This window comes from Microcoleus sp. B4-D4 (assembly GCF_036705185.1).
Classification (GTDB): Bacteria; Cyanobacteriota; Cyanobacteriia; order Cyanobacteriales; family Microcoleaceae; genus Microcoleus.
The window spans coordinates 212,753-235,518 of the sequence record NZ_JAUBTX010000006.1 but is presented as its reverse complement, the minus strand read 5'-3'; the positions used below and the strand labels follow the sequence as shown (position 1 = coordinate 235,518).

The window sequence follows — 22,766 nt, the reverse complement described above, 5'->3', positions numbered from 1 at the left end:
TTTCCCCCTCTGTCAGGGGGAGTTTACTAGATCCTAATTCCGGTTGCTAAAGGTGGAATAGAAGGATTAATTGTCTGTTTTTCTGCATAATCTTTGTGAGCTCTAGAGCAATGTTGCTGGCAAGAATTGGCAAAACAAGTCTTTGGTTCAAAGTCTGTACAGCCGATCGCATCCTCGGTACAAGCAACGCACGGCCGCACCGTACACTTGAGACGGTAGTCATTCGTAAAAAATTCGCAATTGGAACAAGGAATTTGATGCAGGCGCCGGAGTTGCTGGAATCCTTCTCGCAATGCTAGAGAAGCACTCCACAAAAACACGAGCATCAAAATACTGATACAGAAGCAGTAAATAACAACAGTCATAGGGTAATTTCTCAAAGTATACACAAATTGGAAACAGATTTAAGTCAGCAATAAAGTAAAAAGAAACTTTGTTTCTGACTTAAATCGCCTTCAGCTTCTATTCAAACGGGCGCGAGAAGCGTGCCAGATGTGACCGGCAAGGGCTAATATACCCAAGAAAAATTGTGCATTTAGGCGGGCATTACCAACCCAAAACTTAAAATTCGCTTCATCCTTTTCCAAGTCGTTAACGCTAGAAATTGTCACAGTTCTTTCCATCGTAAAATTAATATCTGGGCCACTTTTAACTCGAATATTGTTGCCCTTAGCCTTTTTTGCAGAGTTTTTTGAACTCGGCAAAGTTTGAATAAGACTTACGAAGCAAGGTTCAGAAACCGGGGTTTTTACGAAAAGACGTGTGGTCATCCGTAGATTCGGTAAAAACCCAGTTTCTTTGGTGGAAGTGAGTCCAGGAGTTTTTAAGTCCTACGAATCAGGTATGATTTGACAGAAATTTAGCTAGGAATTGAGAAAAAACCGGATTTCTTGAAGGTATTAGTGCCGCAAGTAGCGGACAGAAACCCGGTTATTTAGTTTTTCGCAGTGCGGAATTAATTCCGCACTACAAACCGTTTTTATTTCAGTTCACAACCCCCCGGAAAATTGCATCAATGCCAGCAAAATTATCTAACAGCAAATAGGCAAGGAATGCTCCGCTAGTACCGCCCATCACCAAACCGCCCCGGAATAAACTCCAATCTTCCGGCGTTTTGTGCCAGTAAAGAACTTTACCTGCTTCAATCTTCCGATTCTCGTAAATCGAAAGGCCCGTTGACAGAATCAACACCAATGCCAGAGTTACCAGCAATGCTGCCAGCGGTGCTAAACCTTTTTCTTGCAAAGGTAGCAATACTGCAAAAGCTCCTACTAGGAAATAGCCGTGAGCCAAGCTAACTTCCAATCCCCGGACTATGGGAGACAATCCCTTGCGGTAAATCGGCAAATTCCGCAAAAAAGTTACAGTCACATCGGAAAAACTAACTGCTGTTGCTGTCGCAGGTTGAGCTTGCATCTGAGGCGATTTTTCAACCTTGCTAGCAGTTGCAGTTACAAATTCGCCCGATCGAAAATCAAACCCCGCCGCCTTTGTGCGAACGCGCAGCGCGTGCCAGATGTGACCCGAAAGCGCCAAAATCGATAACACAAAATGGCTTGTTGCGAGCCAAGTCCGCGAAGAAACAACCACTGCATCCGAGCCGCTCAAACCCACAGGGCCGTAGAAAACCTCTGGATAAACAGTGTCATTTACGGTAACAAAGTAGGCTGCCAAAAAGCCCATATAAGCCAGAGCGCCCAAACTGTAAGAAAGGTAAGCTTCTCCCGACCAAAACAGCACTCGCTGGGCCCACGCAAAAGGCTTGGTGAAGATATGCCAGAAACCGCCAAGAATGCAGAGCAAGCCAACATAAATGTGACCGCCGACAACATCTTCTAAGTTGTCAACTGCTGCCATTCCTTCCGGGCCGTGCACTGGCAAAAGATAGCTGAAAATGCGGGCAGGATTCAGCGTTGGTTCGCTAATTATTCGCACGTCGGCAACGTGGGGATCGTAAAGACCGCCCCAAAATAAAGCTTTTGCGACCAACAACCAAGCACCTGCACCTAATAGCAATAGGTGAATGCCGATGATGGTTGTCATTTTGTCTTTGTCTTCCCAGTCGTAGCCGAAAGAACCAAAGAATGTTTTGTTTTGCGGCAATACTTTCGGGCCGAGCAAGGAATGGTAAAGGCCGCCGGCACCGAGAACTGCGGAACTAATTAGATGCACAACTCCGATCGCAAAATAGGGATAGGTATCAACAATTTGACCGCCTGCTCCTACTCCCAAACCCAAACTTGCCAAATGCGGCAGCAAGATTAAACCTTGGTTGTACATCGGCAACTCTGGGTTAAAGTTTGAAAGTTCAAACAGAGTCATTGCCCCGGCCCAGAGTACGATCAAACCGGCGTGAGCGACGTGAGCTCCCAAAATTCGTCCTGAAAGGTTAGTGAAGCGGGCGTTACCTGCCCACCAGCCGTACTCGTTTTCTGAGTTTTCCGGCTCTGGAATTAAATTCTGATCTGCTATTGCTTGCATTTTCGCTTTCCTCCTGATGCGGTTAACTTGCTGGATTAGCTGCAACTTTATTCCCTCCAGGCTGGATATCTTCGCGCATTGCTTGCACGACTTTGCCTTTGCGGAAATCAAATCCTGCCGATCGCAAAGCGTGCCAGAAATGGCCTTGCAGAACGAAGAAGGCGAGCCAGAAATGGGTGTTAGCCAACCAGACGCGGGAGGTCAGCATTCCTTCGCTGTGAAAATAGGGGAACTGCTCGAAGCCAATTTTTAAAGTTGGCCCGTAGAATTCCTCTGGGTAAGCAATGGTGTTGACTGAAACAAAGTAGGCTGCGATGAAACCCATTAATGCTAAGGCACCGAGACTGTAGGAGAGGTAAGCTTCTCCCGACCATATGAACAGGCGTTTTGCCCAATCAAAAGGTTGAGTGCGAATGTGCCAGAGGCCGCCGGCAATGCAGAGGATTCCTACCCACATATGTCCGCCGACAACATCTTCGAGATTGTCAACAGAGGCGAGCCAATGCGTGCCACCTGCACCGAACAGGTAGCCGAAAATCACGGCGGGATTGAAAGTGGGTTCCGAAATTACCCGCACTTGCCCGATCGTGGTATCATATAAACCACCGAAATACATAGCTTTGGCCACCAACAAAAAGGCACCGACACCAAGCAAAACTAGGTGGATGCCCAAGATGGTGGTCATTTTATCTGCGTCTTCCCATCTGTAGCCGAAGAAAGGAGTTTTTTCTTCGAGGGTGGCGGGCCCTTTGAGGGAATGAAAGATGCCGCCGAAGCCGAGAAAGGCTGAGCTAATTAGGTGAATTACACCAATCTGAAAGTACGGATAAGTATCGACAATTTTGCCTCCGGCACCAACTCCAAAGCCGAGTCGGGCTAGGTTTGGCAACAGGATTAAGCCTTGTTCGTAGATGGGAAATTCTGGGTTGAAACGGGAAAGCTCAAATAGGGTATAAGCTCCCGCCCAGAGGACGATGAGGCCGGCTTGGGCGACGTGGGCGCCTAGCAAACGACCGGAAAGGTTGATTAAGCGGGCGTTGCCGGCCCACCAAGGAAAGGTTTCTCCTTCGGCTGGGAAGGATTTTTTTGCCATGCTTGTCACGGGGCGATTTACCTCTTGTGAAAGATGTCAGTTGAGTTTTAAGCGCTTGCGGCTTATTGATATAGATAATCAACAATTTTAGAAGTTTCGTCAAGGGCTTTTTGATAAAGTTTTTCACTTATTTTAGTTAAGATATGTAACATAACGGTGTAAAATATCCTCAAATCAAGCCTGTAACTGGTTTCTAGGCTCGATGGCAAGTTTGCCCGTGATTGGCAAAAATAAAGATTAGATCGAATTTGAAGATTTTATTGACAAATAGTCTTACTAAGCCTATTGTTGTTTAAATAGCTATCTCATCCTCTCGGAAAAGACAAGGTGGCAGAACAAATCCGGTACTTTCTTCTGGGTAAGCTTCGATCGAAGTGCGACTAAAAGACGGTGCGGGATTGTTTTTTCTCAAGTAAGAGAATTAATACCAGCTAATGGCTATTTCTTGGCATATTCATCTCAAACTCCAAACCACAAAGCCTGAGAGCATTTGCTCTCAGGCTTTTCTATCGAAATTTTTAACTGCTTGTGGAATCTGGCGCGCCCGTTCAAGCAGAGGATTTGCTTTCCTCGGCGACTTGCTCGTTGCTGGGCAATTCGAGGCAGTAACCGGCCCCGTATACGGTTTTGATGTACCGAGGATGGCGGGGATCGGGTTCCATCTTGGTTCTCAGGTGTCTGATGTGTACGCGAATTGTTTCGATGTCGTCGTCTGGGTCGTAGCCCCAGACTTCTTTGAGGATTTCGCTGGGAGAGACTGTTTGACCGTGGCGCTGCAGCAAGCAGTGCAGCAACTCGAACTCTAGGTGAGTCAGTTTGACGGTATTAACGTACCAAACAGCTTCAAACCTTTCGGGGACGAGGGTCAGCGGGCCGTAATTCAGGATTTCGGAGTGTTTGGCTGCTTGGGGGATGCGGTCTGTGCGCCTCAGCAGGGCTCGCACTCGCGCCAGCATTTCTTCTAGTTCAAAGGGTTTGGTCAGGTAGTCGTCGGCGCCGGAGTTGAAGCCTTCTACTTTGTCTTGAGTTTGGCTTAAGGCTGTCAACATCAAGACGGGTATGTCGGATGTGCGATCGTCCCTCCGCAAACGCTGACATACTGTAAATCCGTCTACTCTAGGCAGCATCAGGTCTAGTACGATCAGGTCGGGCAGCATTTGTATTGCCAGTGCCTGACCTTTGATGCCGTCTTCTGCCTGGGTGACTTCGTAGCCAGCCATTTCTAGGTTGACGGCTACGAGTTCGGCGATCGCCGCGTCATCATCAATAACAAGTATCCGAGGCATCATCATTTATCTCACCGCTAACCAGATGGCTGAGACTACAGCATTCTGGGGGTTCCAGCTAACTTTAACGAACAATGTTTTAATTTTAAGCTTCATTAAGAGCTTTGCGAATTCTGTAAATATTCTTGTACTAATTATAAGCCCTATGGAGCAACTATCAAAAAAATGTTCGCCAAAAATCTTTCTGAGGGCAGATTTTTAACTGGCCGAGAGGTTAAATTTTGGTCGGATGCGGGCGGGTTTTGCGGGGAGTTAGCTGCGATTTGATGTGAGATTTAAGATTTCAGAGGCGATTCTGGCTTGACTGGCCGATCGATGTAACTGTATTTACAACTACCTAAATGGGAAATGCCAATATTTTTGGTAGGAATTTGTCCTAAAGTTGAGCGGTTGAGGCTAGAAATTGATAGTGGCGGATATCTGGCGGTGCAATTCCTCAACCTTCTAATTGCTGCTGTGCGGCTTGAATGTGAGTTGAAGCGAGATGTATTGCGAATAAAACTTTGCTTTCCCACTTTTGGATGCGGGTAAAATCGATGTCGGTTTGCTGTCGCATTTGTCGATCGACCTGTTTCGCGATCGAGCTTATTTTGCCTCTATGATATCAAAAAATAGTCTGAGCCTTTGAGTTTAAGGTTTCCCACGATCGATCGCCCCAAAACTCTAAATTTTGTTAAATTGGTTAAATTGAGTTAAAAAAAATTTCTTTTTTTTTGATGCCTAGGGCTTGCTTTTGAGGACTATTGACGGTATAATCTAATAATGGAACTACGACTATTTGTACCCAAAAAACTCACTATTTCCATTATTAAATGGTATCATACAAAAGTCAAAAAATCAACCCCCAAACCTGAAAAAAATGGGCGTTTTTTTAATCTTCTGAATAAATAAAAATTTGTTGAAGCTGCGACACAACCGAGAAAAACTGCTAGCAAAGCTAGTGAGGCGGAGCGGGTTGAGTCTTGTTGGTGGGAAGAGTAGGCTTAGAGTCTAATTTTTGGAAGTAAAGACTGCCGATGGTGGCTAAAAATATTGTATAACCAACAGCTTGCAAAAGATAGATTCGATCTCTGTATCCAAAGAGTGCTTTGAGAATAACTCCGGGAAACTGCCGATCGGGCAAAACTCCTGCGGCATTCCACACCATCGGGCCTAAAATACAAGAGTGCAGTGCTGCGGTGCGATCGTAAAACACACAAATTGCTGCATACTTGCTATCCATCTGCGACAAAATAGCAGCAGCTTGGTCAAAATGCTTGAGTGCAGATACCGCCAAACCCGCGACAATTAACAGCAACAAAATCCCCATAAACTTGAAAAACAGGCGGATATCAATTTTGACTCCCCACTTGAACAACAGCGCCCCAAAGATTGTCGCCCCAGTCAAACCGCCCAAAGCGCCTAAAGCGGGACTCAAACCCTGTTGAAATTGAGCGCTGACAAACAAAACTGTTTCAAAACCTTCGCGCAGTACCGCAATAAAAATTAAACCAAATACGCCCCAGCCGGCCTGAGTATTTTCTCTTAAAGCTGCTGTAACTGCTCCTTCAACTTCAGTTTTGAGAAACCGCGCTTGCTGAGTCATCCAAATTAGCATCCAGCTTAGCATGGCGATCGCCACAACTCCCAAGACGCCTTCTAATAGCTGTTTGATTACCGGTGCGTAAGGCTGATTAGATGTTGATAGGGCCGCGAGTAACCCATTGAATAAAACACCGACAAAACCGCTAGCAGCAATGCCGGCTGCTACACCTGCATAAACCCAGGAATTGAGGTTACTTTGCTCGGCTTTTTTCAAACAAGCGAGAACAATTCCCACGACTAAGGCTGCTTCCACGCCTTCGCGCAGGGTAATTACAAAAGTCGGTACAGCTTCGCTAAAAATCAGTTCCATAAAGTTCGTAGTGAGGACTGAAGTCCTCCATAAAGTTTTTAGTGAGGACTTCATTCCTCTGTTGCGATACTTTTAGTTAATAAGGATTAAAGTCCTTACTACAAACTAATTAGATCCCTAACTAAGGACTGCGGGTTATTAATTGCCTTAACTAAAATCTCTAAGCATCTTTTTCAGTTCTACTTGATGCAGTTCTTCTTGACCGATCATGGTGCGGGCGTATTCTTCCAGATAAATGCTGCAATCTGTCACTACTTCAAGTAAAGATTTATACTTTTTGAGGGCTTTCTTTTCGTGATTTAAACTTTCTTCCAACAAATCTTTTACCGAATGTTTGTATGTTTCTTCGATATTCGCAATTTTTTGCGTTGGATGTCCTTCTAAACCAGTAAGAATTTCTCCGGCTTGTTGCGCGTGGAGCAGGGATTCAGTTGCTTGTGCTTGAAAAAATTGCACGATGGGGATGCGGTTTGGGCCTGTCACCATCAGTGCATAGTGGGTGTAGCGCACAACCCCTGCTAGTTCCCATTCCATGATGGTGGCTAGCAGTTCTTGGGTTTTTTTATCGTCAAGTTCTTTCATTTGTTGTGTTTGATTTAGAATGCAATGAATGACAATATTTAGGATATCATGTTTCTTGATTGAATGGATTTTTGGCAAAAAGTGTTTTTTTTAAAGGCCTAAAGCGGTAAGGTCCGATCGATCGCACCTTACCGGACAGTTTTTTGTCTGAGTTAGGGGTTGACTTCCAAGACTCCATTAGGAGCAAACACTACGGTAAATTTGGCGGCGGGTACTGCACCGCTGTTACTCTGAGTTTGGGAAGTCTGCTGCAAAGAAGGTAGGGGAGTTTCTTGGGTGAAATCTTTGGCTGGTTGATTGAGCGGCTCGAAATTTGCGATCGCCCCATCAAGACTCGCAGTCACCGAAAAACGAGACGGAAGCCCCTGGCTTTTAGACATGGGGAGGAACTCGGTAGCGGTTTCAACCGCCTTCAACATTTACGCAATTGATCCAAAGATTTGTTATAATTAGATTAGCAAGTAAAACAACCATCTACGTGTTGAAATACTCTAGTATCGGAGAAATCCCGGCGAGCGTGAGCCACCACACTCCTATGAGTAGTAAGCCTGTATAACTGACAAATAATGGCAGAGTGTGAAGCGTACCTATCTGGCGTTGTGATGGACTATGAAAGCAAACACAATTTAAAAGTAAGCGCAATTGCAATACCTTTTGTACTGGTAGTTGTTTTGAGCGTCTAGAGGTGACTTGATAACACCTTTGAGAGTTTTTGGATTCATTCAAGAATCCCCGTGGCTTCAGCCCTGGGGAGTATCAAGCGATACACTAGATTTTGCGTGAAGGTAGGCTTAGTTTGCCAATCTCGATCGATGCGATCGTACAGTTTCAGACTTAACTCCTGTAGCTGGGCGCGATCGGTAATTTCTACTGTCTGATTAGTCCCATTCACCGCCTGAGCTTCTGGCTGGCCTGCTGATACAGGTACAGCTTGCACAGTCTTATCTGTACCGCTCTGGTAATAGCTGTTTAAGTAGACTGATTAGTAAAAGGCACAACATCAGGAGACTTTTCAGGCAACTTTTTTTGGCTGTCAGCAACTACCGCCAGCAGCGCACCGCTACTGGTAATAGCTGGTTGGGCGGGCCGATCAAAACTCCGAACATCTGCCGCAGTACCATCAAGATTTTTCAACTCTGGTGTCCAAGATTTGACGTAAATACCGCGAAACTTTTCTTTTTGCGCTACGCGAAACATCGCTATGGGATAAGTCACACAAAAAAGAGTGAAAACTCCCACACAAGCCCAAACTATTTTGTGCATCTCCCTGGCTGGGAGCGGCTTATTTTTTGTTGGCGTTGCTGATTTACGGTATGAAAGGCTAAATATGCAAGTCATAGAAACCAGAATCCACAAAACTTCTGAATTTTCAACTTATTTTTTTCATACCCTGATTAAGCAACGCCTGTTGGGAAAATTACTTGACAATAATTGCATTAGTTTTTTGAATATCTTGAGAATGCCCGCAGTGTGGACTGAGCCGTGAAGCGTAGCTATCCCGTAGGGAATCGCACGTTGGCGCGATCGACTGCAGCCAAAATATTACTGACTATATTAAGTAGCAATAATTCGGGCTTTTTCATTTTTCCAACACCCACTAATTGCGATTTGACTAGCTTTCGGGCAATTTTACTGCGGCTTCGGTCAAAAAGTTAATGCAATTAATTCTCAAGAATTGAGAATAAAACCAATTGAGAATTTTCAGTTAATTCTTTATATTTTTTTAATCTTTTGCTTGACCAACCCAAAAACGGATGTTAAATCGGGCAAGAAATATTAATAATTTTTATCAAAAAGCTGGCAGGTGCGGGCTGTAGGTATAAAATTCGATTAATTGTTAAGAATTACTTAATCTCCGATCGCCCAGGAGTGAAAATTATGGCGGTTTGTTGCCTGCATCCTTGTAACAGAAGCCATCGCCCGCCACGAATTGCCCCCTAAAGAAGAGCATCACAGCCCCGCACCAATCCCCCCATAGGGCATAGTAAAGTTTTGTAAAAAATAGTTGACTAAAGGGTTGGGAGTTCTCTTGTTTGGGATACATCGATGCACATACCTGATGGTTTTCTTTCACCGCCCGTAGCCATTGTCACCGGCGTAGCAAGTGCAGCAGTAATTGCAGTTGCCCTAAGTCGAACCCGCACCAGTCTGGGATCGCGGCAAGCCCCAATCATGGGATTAACTACAGCTTTCGTGTTTGCAGCCCAGATGATCAACTTTCCCGTAGCCGGTGGCACCAGCGGGCACTTGTTGGGAGGGGCGCTGGCATCCGTGGTTTTGGGGAGTCCTTGGGCGGCAACTTTGGCGATGAGCACGGTTTTTATCATTCAAAGCGTCTTGTTTGCCGACGGGGGCATCACCGCCCTGGGTGCGAATATTTTTAACATGGGGCTAGTGGGCATTTGGGTTGGCTGGTGGCTGTTGCAGCCGTTGCAGCAACTCTTGGGAGGTTCCCGGAATCGTTTGCCCCTAGCCGCGGGCATCGCCGCCGCCCTCAGCGTCGTTGCTGCTTCTATTTGTGTGGCGATCGAACTAGCAATTTCTGGTACAGTACCGCTGAATATCGCATTACCCGCAATGGTAGGCGTACATATTTTAATTGGCATTGGCGAAGGGGTAATTACAGGCGGCGTTTTAACTTATCTCGTCAAAGTACGGCCGGATTTACTGCCGGGAGAACAGCCGCAATTGCAGAAATGGGTAGTGCCGGTAATCGGAGTGTTATTAATTTCGGGCGTGCTTTCGCTGTTCGCTTCAAGTTGGCCCGATGGGTTAGAGGCTGTAGCCGAAAAATATGGCTTTAAAGATAAAGAAGCTGTGGCGATCGAAAATCCTACTCCTTTAGCAGATTACACAGTTAAAGGATTAGAAGAACAGCCGATTGGTACCAGCATTGCTGGAGTTGTGGGATCTGCCATCTGCTTCGGTGCAGCCTTTGGTATTGCTCAATTAGTCAAACCGAAAGATGCTTAAACTCTCGATACCTTTTCGATTGCGGTTATCTCTGATAATTGTAGTCGGCATTGGTTTTATGAAGACTGGCGCTTGGCTGTGGCTGGGGATTTATGGGGCGATCGCACTTTTTTGGTCGTTGTGGCTGAGAGCACCGCTGCGAACCCTATTACAACTGTTAGGAGCAGAATTAATTTTTCTGTCATTGTTAGTATTGCCACAAGGTTGGGAACGTGCCAGTTTTCTGTTACTGCGTTCCCTAATTTGCCTGCTAATTATGAACAGTTTTCTGCTAACTTTGCCACCCCACAGTTTCGGAATCGCGCTCAAAGGATTGCCTCTACCAGCAGGTTTGCAAGAGATCGTTCTTTTAGCGGGACAATACTTAGAAATCTTGCTAGCCGAAGTCAACCGCATGAAAAGATCCGCGCAACTCCGAGGCTTATCCGGTACGGGAGGATGGTTGCGCTACGCCAGTGCTTCAATGATCGGAGCGCTTTATTTGCGAAGTCTCGATCGCGCTGAAAGAGTACACGCAGCCATGCTCATTCGCGGCTATCAAGGAAGTTTGCCCACCGACTCAAAATCAACACCAAAACAGAGACTGTGGCTGACAATCGCAATTTTAACCGCAGCGGGATTAACAATAGCTTCTTACGGTAATTGGGCATAGGGCATAGGGCATAGGGCATAGGAAATTGATTAATTCATGCCTCTATCTTTTTCCTTCTCCCCTCCCCTCTCTGCGTTCTCTGCGCCCTCTGCGGTTAAAAACTATTAATCCTAAAATCGAGGCAAATAGAAGTTGACTACTCTCAAATTACCGCCAACAATCGAAGTGCAAAACTTAGTATTCAGCTATCCCGAACAAAAGCCAGTATTGCGGGGAATCTCCTTTAGTTTGCAAGCCGGAGAAAGAGTTGGTTTAATGGGTCTGACAGGGGCGGGAAAAAGCACTTTGCTCGAAAATTTAATCGGCTTAAAAATGCCTCAATCCGGCGAAATTAGAGTGCAGGGAACAAAGCTCGAACAGGCGACTTTATCGCAAGCGCGGAAGCAAATAGGATTTTGTTTTCAAGATGCTAACGACCAGCTATTTATGCCGACTATTTTAGAGGATGTGATGTTCGGGCCGCGCAATTATGGAGTGTCGCTTGGGGAAGCGCGCGATCGAGCTTTAGATTTATTAGACGAATTCGGTTTAGTCGAATTTGCCAACCGTTCCGCCCACGAACTTTCCGGGGGTCAAAGAAGGTTAGCAGCCTTGGCAGCAATTTTAGCATTAAAGCCTGCAATTTTAATCTTAGACGAGCCGACTAACGGACTAGACCCCTCGTGGCGCAGGCGTTTAGCTAAAGTTTTGTCGCAATTGCCGGTCGAGGTAATTTTAATCGCGTCCCATGATTTGAATTGGATCGGAAAAACGACTCAAAGGGCGTTAATTTTGGCGGATGGTGAGATTAAAATTGACAGAAAAACTGAAGATTTGCTAAAAGACAAATCAACTCTTGAAAGTTATAATTTGCCGCCAGATTGGTAATCGGCCATTAGTTTGTAGGGTGCTACAACCTCAGACTGTAAATTGCGAGATCAAAGGAGGCATAGTCTCCGGCTTTGCATTACCAGGCTCTTCCTGGTAACGAGCAATTGCTTAAGTGATTAAATTTTCATTTTTAATGCCAAAAATTAGGTTGTTTTATAGAGGCTTTCGTTGGGAAACTACAAATTTCTCAGGGAAATTGTTTTTTGGGGCTAGGGAGTTTTGGTTAGGAAAGAGAGTTAATCTGGAAATAATTGCTAACTATTACTGAATTTGCAGGCAAAAATCATGAAGGTAGCTGTATTCAGCACGAAATCTTACGATCGCACTTTTTTGGAAGCAGCCAACAGCGGCCAACACGAGTTGGTGTTTTTTGAACCGCGCCTGAACCTAGAAACGAGCGTGTTAACTGCGGGATTTCCGGCCGTCTGCGCCTTCGTTAACGACTGTTTGGACGATCCAACGCTCCGGGCGATCGCCCAAAATGGTGTGCGCTTGCTGGCGCTGCGATCGGCCGGATTCAATCACGTCGATTTAGCAGCAGCCCGCGATTTAGACTTAACTCTGCTGCGAGTTCCCGCTTATTCTCCCTACGCCGTCGCCGAACACGCAGTCGCCATGATTTTGTCCCTCAACCGCAAAATCCACCGCGCCTACAACCGCGTCCGCGAAGGCAATTTCGCCCTAGACGGCTTGTTGGGTTTTGACCTCCACGGTAAAACGGTGGGAATTGTCGGTACTGGCAAAATTGGCGCGCTTACTGCCAAAATTCTGCACGGATTCGGCTGTCGCCTCCTGGGATACGATGTTTTTCACAACCCGGATTGTCTGGCCCTGGGGATGGAATATGTGGCGCTGGCCCAACTGTTCGCCAACTCGGATGTTGTCAGCCTCCACTGTCCGCTGATCCCGGAAACTTATCATTTGATCGATGCAGGGGCGATCGAGCAAATGAAGCCGGGGATAATGCTGATCAACACCAGCCGCGGTCAGTTGATTGACACTAAAGCTGTCACCAAAGGGCTGAAATCTGGTAAAATTGGCTACCTCGGCTTGGATGTGTACGAACAAGAGACGGATCTGTTTTTTGAGGATTTGTCCGATCGGGTGATTCAAGACGACGTATTTCAGCGCTTGCTGACTTTCCCCAACGTCCTAATTACCGGACATCAAGCTTTTTTCACTCAGGAGGCTTTGCAAAATATCGCCGAAACCACGATCGGCAATATCACCGATTTTGAACAAGGGCGTACTTCTCCCAATCAAATCGACCTCAGTGAATTAAAAAAATGAGTCAAAAGAGCGATTTTGCAGCGACGGCAATTGTTTAAAATCAATTGATATGTTTGTTTTGCTTGCAATTTGTGAAAGTCTGGCTTAATCTCATCAATTAGTCCCGGCTGCCAGAATGCTGTGCTAAATGCCGGATAATTACACTGGCGGCAACTCAAAGCCTGCAATTTTACTTGACACCGGAGGAAGTATCAAATGACACAAGCTAACTTTTCTGACGACACACAAACGATGACTGAAGTCGTCACAGTAGACCTGGTGGCTGACCAACCCGGGGTCATCACTACAGTGACAACTACAGAAACACCGACAAGCCAGTTCCAAGATATTAAAGACCAAGTTCTCACAATTTTGTCGGAACTTCCAGTTTATCTCTCCAATTTTTTTACTGAATACCAAAAGCCTCTGATCACAGTGGGTTTAATCCTGGCAGGCGGTGTTAGTCTTAAGGTAATGCTGGGAGTTTTAGCGGCTCTTAATGATGTCCCTTTGGTAGCTCCAGTTTTTGAGTTAATTGGCATGGGATATACGGGTTGGTTTGTTTACCGCTATCTCCTCAAGGCTTCTACTCGTCAAGAGTTATTAACGGAAGTTGATTCTTTTAAAGAACAAGTTGTAGGCAAAGATTCTTAATTGGTCAGTTGACAGTTGACAGTTGACAGTTGACAGTTATCAGTTATCAGTTGACAGTTGACAGAAGGAAGAGGGAATATTGGGAGCATCTCAGTTTTGCATTTTTTTAAAAGATGAGATGCTCTCGGCAATATTTGCCAAATCTCCCCCTCTCCCTCACTCTCCCGCTCTCAATTTCACTGGCAAATTTGTTGCAAAGTGGCGGTAAAATCGGGGTAGGAAATGGCAGCAGCTTCGGCCCGCTGAATGTTGGTAACACCTTTGGCATTCAGGGCTGCGATTGCCAAACTCATCGCTATTCTGTGGTCGGTGTAGCTGTCAACATCCGCGCCAGTTAAAGGAGTTTCGCCGGTAATTTCCAAGCCGTCGGGTAACTCGGTAATTTTGGCTCCCATGCGGTTGAGTTCCACAGCAGTCACGGCCAGCCGATCGCTCTCTTTGACTCGCAACTCTGCCGCATCTCGAATTATTGTAGTACCGGACGCAAAAGCTGCCGCAACTGCCAAAATGGGGATTTCGTCAATCAATCGGGGAATTAAGTCGCCAGCAATGGTGCATCCCCGTAACTTACTGGAATAGCGAACCAAAATATCCGCTACCGGTTCGCCAGCAGCCTCTCGCTGATTTTGCAGTTCAATGTCAGCGCCCATCATCTCCAAAGCTTCCAAAATACCCGTGCGAGTTGGGTTGACTCCGACATTTTCGACTACGAGTTCGGAACCAGGGACGATCGCCCCAGCCACCAGCCAAAATGCCGCCGAACTAATATCTCCCGGTACAATCACATTCTGCCCTTGTAGTTGCGCGGGCCCAGTGACTGTAACGCTGCAAGTTTCTGGATCGACGCTCAATTTTGCTCCGAAGGCCCGCAGCATCCGCTCGCTGTGATCCCGCGACAGAGCGGGTTCTGTGACTGTAGTTTCTCCCTCAGCCATCAAACCGGCCAGCAAAATGCAGGATTTAACTTGAGCTGAGGCGATCGGCGAATGGTAGTGAATCCCTTTTAACTGCTGTCCGAGTATCGCTAAGGGAGCTAAAGAACTGCTTTTTCTACCCCAAATTTGCGCTCCCATTTGTTGCAGCGGTTTAATGACGCGCGACATGGGGCGCGATCGCAAAGAACTGTCACCAGTTACCGCAAAAAAACGCCCTGGATGAGACGCTAAAATTCCCAACATCAACCGCATCGTCGTGCCGGAATTACCCGCGTCCAAGACTTCGAGAGGCTCCTTTAACTCGCCAATTCCGACACCACGGACGCTCACCCGTTTTGCGTTAAGTTCCGAAACCGAGGCTCCCAACAGCGAGAAACATTTAGCAGTGCTGCGGGGGTCTTCTCCTAGCAGCAGTCCCTCAATAGTCGTTTCACCGCTGGCGATCGCGCCCAACATCAAAGCTCTGTGAGAAATCGACTTATCGCCCGGAACTCGAATCCGACCTCGCAGCGACAAGCCCGAGGCAGGTTTTTGAATGCTTAAAGTTTGACTTTCGCCTAGAAGCGAAGTAGTTATAATATCAGCTTGCATTGAGATAAACTAGGATGGGACAGCGTTAGCTATCCTACCCTTTTCTCAGTCCTAAGTCATACCATTTTAGATTTTAGATTCTTCGACTTCGCGAAACAAGTTTTAGATTTTAGAATGGGGAATGATATACCGCATAGGGCTTTGGAACAGGGGCTACCCAATTTCATTATTTTGTGAAACTGGTATCAGTCACGGGGGACAGCAGATGCAACTGTACAGATTTTATCTTGATTTTACACAAACCATCCGTATATTTGCTCATATTTCACTTGTTGCACTCAGTTATTGAACAGATGATTGAATTTTGACTGAACAATTTTAGATTTTCGATTGCTAGTTGTAGATTTTTGATTGTTTTAAGCAAAATCTCCGGAATTTGGAATCCAACCAATCTAAACTCTAAAGTATAAAATTTCAAACTTGTACGCTCGCAACTTGTGAGCCAGCGTCTTAACCCCTCAAGTCGAAGGGAGCCGAAGCAAGCCGAAGTATCTCAAACCACCCGATCCACAATAACTCCTACACTTTTATTTATGCTGACGCATCACCGCAAGCCTGTAAGTTTATCGCTGGTATCCACAGATTTACCTTTGTGGTCATTCGTTGAAACCGCTGGTACGCTTTATCAAAAAGACAGCGATCGCTTTCACTTGTTGCTACACGAACCGGCAATAGTCGATCGCCAATTTTCCAACGAATCTGGCGAGGAAGTTGCTATCTTACCAACAAGCACAAAACCCCGGTTGCTGTGGCTAGAAGTTTCGCCCTATCGAGTCATTATGACCATGCAAGGAAACGGCAAATACAGTTACCGCCACTGCTGGGAACGGGGAATGTACGGGCTTAGCCGTTACTGGCTTCAGGGCGAATCGCTGGCGACTCCCGAACAGTTGCGCCTCCGCAACTTCACTCGCAACTTGACGCTGACAGGAAAGCCGGAACCGGGACACTTGCGGTTAGAATATGAGTTGTGGTCGGAAAAAGTACAACTCGGTCGCTATATTTTGAATCTAGAAATTCATCATTAAATTTGGTAATTAGTCATTAGTCATTAGTCATCAGTCATTAGTCATCAGTCATTAGTCATTAGTCATCAGTCATTAGTCATTAGTCATTAGTCATTAGTCATTAAGTAGGCGATCGCAAAAAACAATCACATCTTGCAGGGTATTATAATTGATGTTCTGATTTTTTTGCAATTACCTATTTAGCGATCGCTCTTACAATATTGAATCAGTTTGCCACTCAAAGCGTCTAGATTTTCCGCTGCTTGATTCGCCTGCTGTCCGTATCGGAGAATATTTGCGCTAGCTGTTTTGATTTGCTCTCGACCTTTTATACTGGTAGAAGCCTGATTTGCAGTCTCAAGAGCTTTGGCTATGTCGCCTAGTGCTTGACCCATTTCCCGGAAGGATTTAACCGATGGGCCTTGAATCTCTTTGAGGGTGGGATCTGTGACTTGCAAAGCCTCAAGTTGTTTCGCTGTCTGGTTCAAATCTTTAGCTAAGTTCTTGCTAGTTACAGCATCGTAGCTGCCTTTCTTAAGATCGATGAGAGTCTTGCCTTTGGTGACAATTTCTGTAAACTTAGTACACTGGACAGTTCGGTTCTCGCCGCAACTAATCGTCAGGGTACAGCAAGCAACAACTAGAGACAGGATGGCAATCTGTTTGCGAAAAAAGTACATGAATCCTCGGTTATAAAAAAAGTAGATTCTGGGATTTTATAGTATAGTGGAGAGTTTCGATTTTGGATACTTCGATTTTCTTCGACTTCGCCATAGGCTAAGTCGTCGTAGAAGTTTGAGATAGAAAAATTGACTCAGCTAGATTAATCAAAAAAGTTGGAAATTGGGTCTAAAATTAGGATTGTTCACTTAGAAGTGTGGGGGTTTTATCCGTTTTTAGGCAGATAGCGATTAGCGGATTTAGACAGCGATATATTTAGTGTCGAAAAACCAGACGGCTTTCAGACAAGCACGGCGTTAGCTAAAGTACATACCTGTTCAGGAACTATGGTCAAAAACAGCAATAACCTACAGAAGGGCAGCATTTGGGGATATCTTACCCTGCTTTTGCCTATTTGCTTGACGGCGGTTGCCAGTTTCGAGTCGGGAACGATGTTTTGGGCGATCGCCACCACAGCGGGCATTGCTTGGGCTTACAAGTTTTACCAGCAGCAGCAAAAACATAAACTTGCTCATTTAGACTCGATTTTCTACAAGTTGATCAAGGAAAATCAAGGGCGAGTTACGGCTTTGGATTTGGCGATGAATGCGAAACTCCCAGGATCAAAGGTTCAAGAATATCTTGACAAACGAGCCTATGAGTTTGCCGCCGATTTTGAAGTGACGGAACAAGGAGGAATTTTGTATTATTTTCAAATAGCTCCAACTGTCAATCAAAGCGCCACACCTAACGCGACAATAGCTGTTAAAGAGCATCCCACAAATGGGGAACAAGCACAAGAAAAAAAACCTAATTTATTTCCGATAGCTCAAACCAAGACTCCTCAAAAACCGAAAATCTCTTTTACCCAGACGGAACTTTCCCGTCGCTTCAAAGTTCACGCCACTACGATCGGCAAATGGAAAGTTAAACCGGAGTTTGCTGAGTGGAGCCGCGAAAAAGACCCGGAGAATCTCGCCTGGGAATATTCTACAGCCAACAAACGATTTTATCCCAAAGATTGAGAAGAAGTTGTTAGTTGTTAGTTATTGGTTATTGGTTATTGGTTATTGGTTATTGGTTATTGGTTATTGGTTGTTGGTTGTTAGTTGGTAGGGGCGGTGGATGGTGCGTGCCCGCCCTCAGTTGTTGGTTGTTGGTTGTTAGTTGTTAGTTGTTGGTTGTTAGTGCTGTCCCCCCCCCCGAACTTTCCGTCCAACGTCATCAGGAAGAAGGAAGAAGGAAGAATATACCAAGAAAGCTGGTTTATACGAGGTTCTGCGGTTGGTAACGAAGAATTTTGGAATCAACCGGGTTTCTGAGACTTGAGCGCGTCCTGGAAAGATTATGCTGGCTGTTGACCGATCGACCTCTTTGAGTTATTTTTAGTAAAATCGTGTTTTGTTGAGTTTGCCCGATCGACATCGGTAAATTCGATCGCCATAACAGCTTGTTTTTTTACCCTATGTCCAAACCAACCTTGCGAGTAGTCGCCCGTCTCACAGCCTTTCCCGACAAAGTAGCAGAACTTAAATCTCTGCTGCTGAGCATTATCGAGCCAACTCGCCAAGAACAAGGCTGCATCAAATACGAATTATTGCAAAATCAAGCCGATCCTACAGATTTCACCTTTGTTGAAGAGTGGGAAAGTGCAGCTTTGCTAGAACAACATCTCGCTTCAAATCACCTTCAAGCCGCCGTGCAGAAATTAGAAGGTTTGGCCGTTGCACCTCCCGATATTCGCCGCTATGAATTACTAGCTTAATCGGCTTTTTATAGCAATTTTATTAATGTTTTTGAATTAGCTTGTACCCCCTAGCACCCCTTAGTAATGGGGGGACAAGAATTCAGTTGAAATGGAAGCGCCGCTAAAAAAATATGACAGTAGCAACAATAAAACAGTTATTCATTTACCCCATTAAAGGGCTGACACCACAAGAAATGTCGGGGTTTGCTTTAACAGCAGGACATGGCATTAAGGGCGATCGCGCTTTTGCTCTAATGTTTGCCGACAATCCTGAATTGGCACAAATGCCCGCCGAAAACGCGCCTTGGAAGAGCAAAAAATCTTTTGCAGTTCAAAACGATTGGCCGTATTTAGCAGCTTTAGAATGCCATTATGAACCGGAAACGACCGTTTTAACAGTCAAAGGTCAAGGAGTTTCACTATTGTCAGCAGCGACGAACACAGCAGCGGGGCGCGATCGCATCAGCAGCTTTTTTAGCGAATATCTGGCGGAAATGCAGCCAACAAAAGAAGCGAGACACCCGCAGTTTGCACCTTTGCGCTTAGTCGGCGACAGCAGCGGCGAAACTCGCTATCCCGATCGAGAACCGGTACACATTTCTCTCCTCGCCCAAGCCACCCTAGACGAATTAACCGAAAAGGCCAACCAACAGATAGACGTGCGCCGATTTCGCCCGAACATTGTGCTAGAAGGTATGGAAGCGTGGTCGGAATTTGAGTTAATCGGAAAACAATTTCAATTAGGCACGGCGCGCATAGAAGTTACAGCACGAATCGGTCGCTGTGTCAACATAGAAGTAAATCCAGAAACGGGCGATCGGGATATTCCCCTACTGAGTTTACTAAAACAAGAATTCGGTCACGCACAAACCGGAGTTTTAGCCAAAATCATCAACAGCGGCACAGTTAAAATTGGCGATCGTTTAAATTTCTAATTCGTTCGTAGTGATGACTTTAGTCCTTCTTAAATGCGGACTAAAGTCCTCACTACAAACCTCATATTATCCTTCCTCCGAAATCCTCACCTTATTACCGATCAACTTGAGAAAACTCGCCCCAAAATGTTGAATTTCCAAAAAATTAGCATAAGTAGGAGTTGACTTATAAATCCTAAAAGTCCGCATAATTCCCAAAGTCGCCGCACTTTCCAGCGGGCCAATAAAGCTAGTATCCCTATCCAAAAAATGAGACTGCTTAGCCCAGTAAGCCATCTGTTCCGCATTCAAAAAATAGCAACCAGAATGAGGATTTAAAGCCCGTTCAAAAGAAATTGGCTGTTCCATAATTTTCCCCATTAACTGCGGCTGTTCCTCCACATTTTGAAACTTAGCAGTAACTCCTGCCGCTAAATCCCCATCAATATATGCTTTAAAAACAGCCCCTTGAGGCGATATTTCATAGCGATTAGGCTGCAGCAAATTTCCATTTCCGCCGTGATGTGTAAACCAATTTAATTTGCTAAAAAGCCAAGAATCGTGCAGAATCAAATCATCTTCTAAGTAACAGAAATAATCGTATTTGTCAAGACACGCTCGCAAAACTGCTTGACACTCAAACCCCAAAAGTAGCGGTTCGCATTTTGTAGCGTGGTGCATAAAAGACCTAGGCTGTACCGGCAGTTGAGCCAACAAATGATAGCCTTGAGTAGTGCAAACAACAATATCAATTTCGTGTTTTTGAGCTTGATTGGCTGGAATAGTTGCACATTCCCGAATATCAATCATCGACTGAGATTGACCGTACAAAGCTTGTAGCGATGTCACGCAAGCAGTTAAAGCATTCAGTCTCGGTTGCGGGTCGTTTCGCTGGGAAGCGTGTTTCCCGTCGCCGCTGGGATTGTAAAAGTGAGCAATAGTGAATAGGATTCGCATTGGCGTTGATTAACAATTAAAAATTAAACAATAAAACAGGATACCGGGCGGTTGAAACCGCGTCTATACAGACAAAACCTGCCGACTCCGGTTGAAGACGGGTAGTTAAAATTACGTTATTCTCGACCGTCCGCGGAGGCGGACATCGTTTGTATAGCAGCGGTTTCAACCGCCGTCTTATCCGATCCCAAGCGTATTGCACAATAAGCCCTATAAATTTTACCGCATTCAGTCGCTAAACAACTCCGGCAATCTTCCTCGCAACTCAGCATTCAAACGCGGCAACTCGTCCCGCATTTGCAAGTACCAGTCTCGCCGCTGCCGGTAGTGCCCGCACAGCAAGCGGTTGTCGCGAACCCATTCGTAAGCATTCGCGGCTATTTGTTGGCGCAGAATATTATCATTAATTAGCGAATTTAGCTTGATTTCAAACTCTTTTTCATGTTTGTAAATTAACCCAGTTTTACCTTCGATAATTGAATGTTCGTAGACTGTGGGACTTGCCAAAACCGCAACTCCCCGCGCCGCACATTCAATGAATTTTAAATCTGATTTCATTTCGTTAACTGGGTTGGCAACTAGCGGCAACAAAGCTATATCGCAACTGTACATAATTTCTTGATACCGTTCGTAACTGCAAAACGGTTCAAATTCCTTTTGCTGTATTTCCAGCGCTTCAAAAAATCGGCGGTCGTGGATGACTTTAACTCGAATCCGATGTTTGTGTGCGACCAAAACTCGATTGAGCGCTGCCATAATCGGCTGCCAATCTTGTTCGCGGTTGAGCGCACCAAAAAATAGAGTGACTGTATTTTCTGTTGGGTAAATTCGCGCCGGGGGCAGATAAGCTAATTGATTGGGAAATACGGCAACATTGGGATTGTAGTGCCGCAAAATTTTTGCTAGCGGTTCTGTCGTTGTTTGAACGCAGTGACAGCCGCGATAGCTGAGGTGATTGTTGTCTGCATATTCGCGGCGGCGGATTGGATTGTCGTCAATTTCAGCTACTATTAAGTAGTCTTGTTGCAGCAGTTCTTTGAGCTTGGGAATATAGGCGGGATATTGCATAATTGTCCGCTGCCAGATGAAGATTTTTTCTTCTCCAGCTAGCGGACTAATTGATTCTACTGTTTTCACGCTGGAGACGGTGCGGACTCCGGGAATTGTGGCGCTAAATTGGTCAGGTTCCAAAACTCGCACGCGATCGCACCCTGTAGGAGCCATAATGATAGTTTGGATCAGCAGTCTGCGGGGTGATATGGCCGATTTTGTCGATCGCGCGATATAATATTCAGCACCGGTTTGCGTAGCAAAATCGCTCGATGTCAGCTCTAAAGCCTTTACCATTGGATGCAGCAATTGCTGGAAGCGGGCAAAAGTTTCGGTTTTGTGTCCCTTTCCTTGCAGTTCGTAAACCTGCAATCCAGCATCAGCAAATAGTGATTTAATACTTTCTAGGGTAAACCAGTGCTGCATCTTGCCATCGGGATTTTCCCAATCTCCCCGCAACAGATTGACAATGCGCCGCCAGTATTGAGCGTTGGGGATTGTGGCGAGAATTTGCCCTTCAGGGTTGAGCAAAGCACTGTACTGCTTGAGGACATCCCAAGGATTTTTGAAATAGGGTAGCAAGTCGCCAAAAATCAAGCAATCGACGCTTCCGGGGGCGATGTCGAGACTTTCTACGGCAAGTTCTTCAATATCGGCTACCGTCACCCAGTTTAGCCGATCGACCGCAATCTTAGCTTTTTCGCGATCGCGCTCAATGCCAATATACTGACAGTGGGGATTTATCTGCCTGTATTCTTCACCACTCGAACCCGTACCGCAGCCAATTTCGACTACGACTTTAGCATCCGGCGGTAGCAGTTTCAAAAGGTCGTGGTTGACGCGATCGATCACTTTGTCTAAAATTCCTAATTAGTTTATTGTAAAATCAAACAGAGCAACCCATGCGACAGAAAACCAGCCGAAAGTTAGCATAGCGATGCCAGTATACAATGGCGATCGGCACATTTGTCAAGAACAAAATTTTCAGAGACCAACTCATTCTCTTGCTCTTCCCTCCCTTCTCTTCCTCAGCGTACTCTGCGCCCTCTGCGGTTCAATTAAATCCTGTTCCCCATCCAGCAAAGATTGCTACATCTTAGCAAACATTGAGAACACGATAATTTATTCTCAACTCCTACCCTCCTCAACCG

Annotated in this window: 24 protein-coding genes and 1 pseudogene; 11 read left to right on the top strand and 14 right to left on the bottom strand. The window is 45.6% G+C overall.

The window, feature by feature from the left end:
* Positions 1-26: 26 nt before the first annotated feature.
* The 5 genes from QUB13_RS08175 to QUB13_RS08155 form a co-directional block, all read right to left on the bottom strand.
* Positions 27-365, bottom strand: coding sequence for a hypothetical protein (locus QUB13_RS08175; RefSeq protein ID WP_333379995.1), 339 nt, complete (start codon positions 363-365; stop codon positions 27-29).
* A 90-nt stretch (positions 366-455) separates the two neighbouring features.
* Complete coding sequence (locus QUB13_RS08170; RefSeq protein ID WP_333379994.1) at positions 456-611, bottom strand: hypothetical protein; 156 nt, start codon at positions 609-611, stop codon at positions 456-458.
* Between the two features lie 373 nt (positions 612-984).
* Positions 985-2,481 (bottom strand): chlorophyll a/b binding light-harvesting protein, encoded by a 1,497-nt coding sequence (locus tag QUB13_RS08165; RefSeq protein ID WP_333089712.1) that lies wholly within the window; start codon positions 2,479-2,481, stop codon positions 985-987.
* A gap of 22 nt (positions 2,482-2,503) precedes the next feature.
* Positions 2,504-3,574 (bottom strand): chlorophyll a/b binding light-harvesting protein, encoded by a 1,071-nt coding sequence (locus QUB13_RS08160; protein WP_333379993.1) that lies wholly within the window; start codon positions 3,572-3,574, stop codon positions 2,504-2,506.
* A gap of 548 nt (positions 3,575-4,122) precedes the next feature.
* Entirely contained in the window at positions 4,123-4,860 is a 738-nt protein-coding gene (locus tag QUB13_RS08155; protein WP_333380006.1) for a response regulator transcription factor, read from the bottom strand.
* Between the two features lie 348 nt (positions 4,861-5,208).
* Between QUB13_RS08155 and QUB13_RS08150 the strand changes: the two genes are divergently transcribed.
* Positions 5,209-5,391: a hypothetical protein gene (locus QUB13_RS08150; RefSeq protein WP_333379992.1), complete on the top strand. Its 183-nt coding sequence runs from the start codon at positions 5,209-5,211 to the stop codon at positions 5,389-5,391.
* A gap of 406 nt (positions 5,392-5,797) precedes the next feature.
* On the opposite strand, the gene QUB13_RS08145 is transcribed toward QUB13_RS08150, so the two are convergent.
* The 5 genes from QUB13_RS08145 to QUB13_RS08125 form a co-directional block, all read right to left on the bottom strand.
* Positions 5,798-6,748: an FTR1 family iron permease gene (locus QUB13_RS08145; RefSeq protein WP_333380005.1), complete on the bottom strand. Its 951-nt coding sequence runs from the start codon at positions 6,746-6,748 to the stop codon at positions 5,798-5,800.
* 153 nt (positions 6,749-6,901) lie between these two features.
* Positions 6,902-7,336 carry a ferritin-like domain-containing protein gene (locus tag QUB13_RS08140; RefSeq protein ID WP_194011394.1) on the bottom strand — a complete coding sequence of 145 codons (435 nt, stop codon included), beginning with the start codon at positions 7,334-7,336 and terminating at the stop codon, positions 6,902-6,904.
* 152 nt (positions 7,337-7,488) lie between these two features.
* The gene (locus QUB13_RS08135; protein ID WP_333379991.1) at positions 7,489-7,716 is read right to left on the bottom strand and encodes a hypothetical protein; all 228 of its coding nucleotides are present in this window, start codon (positions 7,714-7,716) and stop codon (positions 7,489-7,491) included.
* 338 nt (positions 7,717-8,054) lie between these two features.
* Complete coding sequence (locus QUB13_RS08130) at positions 8,055-8,273, bottom strand: hypothetical protein (RefSeq protein WP_333379990.1); 219 nt, start codon at positions 8,271-8,273, stop codon at positions 8,055-8,057.
* Positions 8,274-8,305: 32 nt separating this feature from the next.
* Complete coding sequence (locus tag QUB13_RS08125; protein ID WP_333379989.1) at positions 8,306-8,599, bottom strand: hypothetical protein; 294 nt, start codon at positions 8,597-8,599, stop codon at positions 8,306-8,308.
* A gap of 783 nt (positions 8,600-9,382) precedes the next feature.
* Here QUB13_RS08125 and QUB13_RS08120 point away from each other — a divergent pair.
* The 5 genes from QUB13_RS08120 (at position 9,383) to QUB13_RS08100 (ending at position 13,754) form a co-directional block, all read left to right on the top strand.
* Entirely contained in the window at positions 9,383-10,309 is a 927-nt protein-coding gene (locus tag QUB13_RS08120) for an energy-coupling factor ABC transporter permease (RefSeq protein ID WP_333379988.1), read from the top strand.
* Positions 10,302-10,961 (top strand): energy-coupling factor transporter transmembrane component T family protein, encoded by a 660-nt coding sequence (locus QUB13_RS08115; protein ID WP_333379987.1) that lies wholly within the window; start codon positions 10,302-10,304, stop codon positions 10,959-10,961. The genes QUB13_RS08120 and QUB13_RS08115 overlap by 8 nt, the downstream gene beginning before the upstream one ends.
* A 132-nt stretch (positions 10,962-11,093) precedes the next feature.
* Positions 11,094-11,828, top strand: coding sequence for an energy-coupling factor ABC transporter ATP-binding protein (locus QUB13_RS08110; protein ID WP_333379986.1), 735 nt, complete (start codon positions 11,094-11,096; stop codon positions 11,826-11,828).
* Positions 11,829-12,116: 288 nt separating this feature from the next.
* On the top strand, positions 12,117-13,121 hold the full coding sequence (locus QUB13_RS08105) for a 2-hydroxyacid dehydrogenase (RefSeq protein WP_333379985.1): 1,005 nt from the start codon (positions 12,117-12,119) through the stop codon (positions 13,119-13,121).
* Between the two features lie 195 nt (positions 13,122-13,316).
* Complete coding sequence (locus QUB13_RS08100) at positions 13,317-13,754, top strand: CAAD domain-containing protein (RefSeq protein WP_194009737.1); 438 nt, start codon at positions 13,317-13,319, stop codon at positions 13,752-13,754.
* A gap of 176 nt (positions 13,755-13,930) precedes the next feature.
* Here QUB13_RS08100 and aroA read toward each other — a convergent pair whose 3' ends face one another.
* The gene (gene aroA / locus QUB13_RS08095; protein ID WP_333379984.1) at positions 13,931-15,280 is read right to left on the bottom strand and encodes a 3-phosphoshikimate 1-carboxyvinyltransferase; all 1,350 of its coding nucleotides are present in this window, start codon (positions 15,278-15,280) and stop codon (positions 13,931-13,933) included.
* 533 nt (positions 15,281-15,813) lie between these two features.
* Between aroA and QUB13_RS08090 the strand changes: the two genes are divergently transcribed.
* The gene (locus tag QUB13_RS08090; RefSeq protein WP_194067839.1) at positions 15,814-16,308 is read left to right on the top strand and encodes a hypothetical protein; all 495 of its coding nucleotides are present in this window, start codon (positions 15,814-15,816) and stop codon (positions 16,306-16,308) included.
* A 179-nt stretch (positions 16,309-16,487) separates the two neighbouring features.
* Here the strand turns inward: QUB13_RS08090 and QUB13_RS08085 are convergent, their stop codons facing one another.
* A complete protein-coding gene (locus tag QUB13_RS08085) occupies positions 16,488-16,967 on the bottom strand; it encodes a hypothetical protein (protein ID WP_333379983.1) in 480 nt (159 codons plus the stop codon).
* Positions 16,968-17,294: 327 nt separating this feature from the next.
* On the opposite strand from QUB13_RS08085, the gene QUB13_RS08080 reads away from it, so the two are divergent.
* From QUB13_RS08080 to QUB13_RS08070, 4 genes and pseudogenes are all read left to right on the top strand, one after another.
* Positions 17,295-17,972, top strand: a complete 678-nt coding sequence (locus QUB13_RS08080; RefSeq protein ID WP_333379982.1) for a hypothetical protein — start codon at positions 17,295-17,297, stop codon at positions 17,970-17,972.
* A 14-nt stretch (positions 17,973-17,986) separates the two neighbouring features.
* Positions 17,987-18,269, top strand: a pseudogene (locus tag QUB13_RS30405) (hypothetical protein).
* Between the two features lie 143 nt (positions 18,270-18,412).
* On the top strand, positions 18,413-18,712 hold the full coding sequence (locus tag QUB13_RS08075) for a putative quinol monooxygenase (RefSeq protein WP_194067824.1): 300 nt from the start codon (positions 18,413-18,415) through the stop codon (positions 18,710-18,712).
* 113 nt (positions 18,713-18,825) lie between these two features.
* Positions 18,826-19,629 (top strand): MOSC domain-containing protein, encoded by an 804-nt coding sequence (locus tag QUB13_RS08070; RefSeq protein WP_333379981.1) that lies wholly within the window; start codon positions 18,826-18,828, stop codon positions 19,627-19,629.
* A 66-nt stretch (positions 19,630-19,695) separates the two neighbouring features.
* Here the strand turns inward: QUB13_RS08070 and QUB13_RS08065 are convergent, their stop codons facing one another.
* Positions 19,696-20,565 (bottom strand): calcium-binding protein, encoded by an 870-nt coding sequence (locus tag QUB13_RS08065; RefSeq protein ID WP_194067822.1) that lies wholly within the window; start codon positions 20,563-20,565, stop codon positions 19,696-19,698.
* Between the two features lie 228 nt (positions 20,566-20,793).
* On the bottom strand, positions 20,794-22,467 hold the full coding sequence (locus tag QUB13_RS08060) for a methyltransferase domain-containing protein (RefSeq protein WP_333379980.1): 1,674 nt from the start codon (positions 22,465-22,467) through the stop codon (positions 20,794-20,796).
* Between the last annotated feature and the right edge of the window lie 299 nt (positions 22,468-22,766).